The 2,180-nt window shown below is 73.4% G+C and carries 3 protein-coding genes and 1 pseudogene; 1 reads left to right on the forward strand and 3 read right to left on the reverse strand.

Features of this window, described 5'->3' with window-relative positions; translation table 11 throughout:
• A pseudogene (locus ABYE80_RS20125) lies at positions 1-132 on the reverse strand (ammonia channel protein); the annotation flags it as partial.
• Between the two features lie 38 nt (positions 133-170).
• Positions 171-527, reverse strand: a complete 357-nt coding sequence (locus ABYE80_RS20130) for a P-II family nitrogen regulator (protein ID WP_372792121.1) — start codon at positions 525-527, stop codon at positions 171-173.
• 175 nt (positions 528-702) lie between these two features.
• Here ABYE80_RS20130 and ABYE80_RS20135 point away from each other — a divergent pair, with 175 nt between their 5' ends.
• Entirely contained in the window at positions 703-1,524 is an 822-nt protein-coding gene (locus tag ABYE80_RS20135) for a class I SAM-dependent methyltransferase (RefSeq protein ID WP_372792123.1), read from the forward strand.
• Between the two features lie 9 nt (positions 1,525-1,533).
• On the opposite strand, the gene ABYE80_RS20140 is transcribed toward ABYE80_RS20135, so the two are convergent.
• A partial coding sequence (locus tag ABYE80_RS20140; protein WP_372792125.1) for a DUF47 domain-containing protein occupies positions 1,534-2,180 on the reverse strand: 647 nt, incomplete at its 5' end.

Consider the following 2,180-nt stretch of genomic DNA (forward strand, 5'->3'; position numbering starts at 1 on the left):
GATCGTCGCGACAGCGAGGGCGGCCACGCACATCATGAAGGTGTTGAGGGTGTTCTTGGCGCGGACGAGGCCCGCGTAGAACAGCGCCAGCGCCGGCGTCATGAGCAGCACCAGCGCCGTCGCGACGAGCATCCAGGCGGTGTCGCCCGTGTCCACTCCGGGAGCCACGGTCACCCCTCCTTGGTCGGCGTGACCGCCGCGACGTCGGACTCCCCGCTGCGGATACGCACGACCTGCTCCAGCGGGACCACGAAGATCTTGCCGTCGCCGACCTCCCCCGTCAGGGCGCCTTGACGGAGCGCCGAGATCGTGGGCTCGACGAACTCGTCCGAGACGGCGATCTCGAACCGCGTCTTGTCGGCCATGCCCATCTGGACCGTCGTGCCGCGATACGTCTCGACCCGCTCGACCTCGCCGCCGTGCCCCTGGACCCGGCTCATCGTGAGGCCGCGGACGTCGGCGCGATAGAGCGCGGTGAGGACGTCGTTCGTCTTCTCGGGACGGACGATCCCGATCACCAGTTTCATGTGGTTCTCCCTGCGTGGTTGACCCTGCGTGTGACGCGCCGCACACCCTCACCCGCCCGTCCCGCCGGGTCTTTGGCCACAGGGATGAACCGAGCGGGCATCGTTTGTCCCGTTGGTGAACCCGCGGCACCCCCGACCCCTGGACGGCGCGCGGGCACGGTGGCATGCTCGGTGCATGTCGGACATCTGGGACGGCGTCGCTGCGAGCTGGGAGCGCAACGCCCAGTTCGTCGACGCGCAACTGCAGGACGCCACGCAGCTCCTGCTCGACGAGGCGGCCGTGACGTCCGGAGACACGGTGATCGAGCTGGCGTGCGGCCCCGGCGGCGCGGGCCTGGCGGCCGCGGAGCGGATCGGCGCGACCGGCAGCGTCCTGCTGGCCGACGTCGCGCCCGACATGGTCGCCGCCGCGGCGAGGCGTGCCGCGGCGCACCCGAACGTGACGACAGCGGTGTTCGACCAGCTGGCGATCGACCGGCCGGACGCCAGTGCCGACGCGATCATCAGCCGGCTGGGCCTGATGTTCGCCCCGGAGCCCGCGACGGCCGTCCGCGAAGCCGCACGGGTCCTGCGTCCGGACGGCCGGTACGCGGCGATGACGTGGGGCCCTCGCAGCCAGAACGCGTGGCTCGGCCTGATCCTCGACGAGGTCGGCCGGCAGTTCGACATCGAGTTCCCCCCGCCTGAGGTCCCCGGGCCGTTCTCGCTGCAGGACGCCGGCGGGCTGGCCGCGGCCATGGGCGAGGGCGGGCTGCAGGACGTCCGGGTGACCACCATGGATGCCCCGATGCGCGTCACGTCGCTCGACGACTGGTGGGAGCGCGTCACGTCGCTCGCGGGCCCGCTCACCGTGGCGCTCGCGGCGATGGAGCCCGACGTCCGCCAGGCGATCCGCGAGCGCTCGCTCGCCGCCGGACGGGCCGCCGCCCAGGACGACGGCGACGGTCTCGCGCTGACGGGAACGGTGCTCGTCGCCTCCGGCCGGCGCGACGCGTGAGCCCGCCGCTCAGCTCTGCTTGACGACTGCGTAGACCACCCGCTCGGCGACCTCCGTGACGACGTCGCCGATGCGCTCGCAGCGCCGGTAGAGCTCGCGGAGCCCGATCCGTCCCGTCCGGTCCTCGAGCGTCAGCAGCCCGGCCATCCCCCGGGCGTACGCGGCGTCGAGTGCCGACACCGACCGCAGGGCCTCGTCGGCGGCCGCCGTCGCCGCGTCCCCGTCGTCGCCGCCGCCGTCCCCGTGCAGCGCCGCGAGCGCGGCGTCCAGGCACCACACGGCCGCCCGCAGGTGGCCGGCCATCTCCACCACGCCGGGATCGGGGCGCGTGGCCATCACGGTCGCCTCGCCGACCACGTCGTGCACGTAGTCGAGGATGCGGTCGATGCCGCGCGACAGCGCGAAGATGTCCTCCGGCTCCAGCGGCGTGACGAACGCCGCCCGCACTTCGCCCAGGACCGCCCGGGCGGCGACGTTGCCCCTCATCTCCGCGTGCCGGATCCGTTCCGCCGCCGCGGGATCCCCATCCCGTGCCCAGGCCTGGAACGCCTCGACGCCCTCGCCCGTCACCGCGAGCTGACGGCGCAGGGCGGCGACGAGATCCGGCGTCCCGGGCAGGAACCAGCGGCGCTTGGTCACGTCATGCCCCTCACGAC

The sequence above is a fragment of the Paraconexibacter sp. genome, from assembly GCF_041602235.1.
Lineage (GTDB): Bacteria > Actinomycetota > Thermoleophilia > Solirubrobacterales > Solirubrobacteraceae > Paraconexibacter.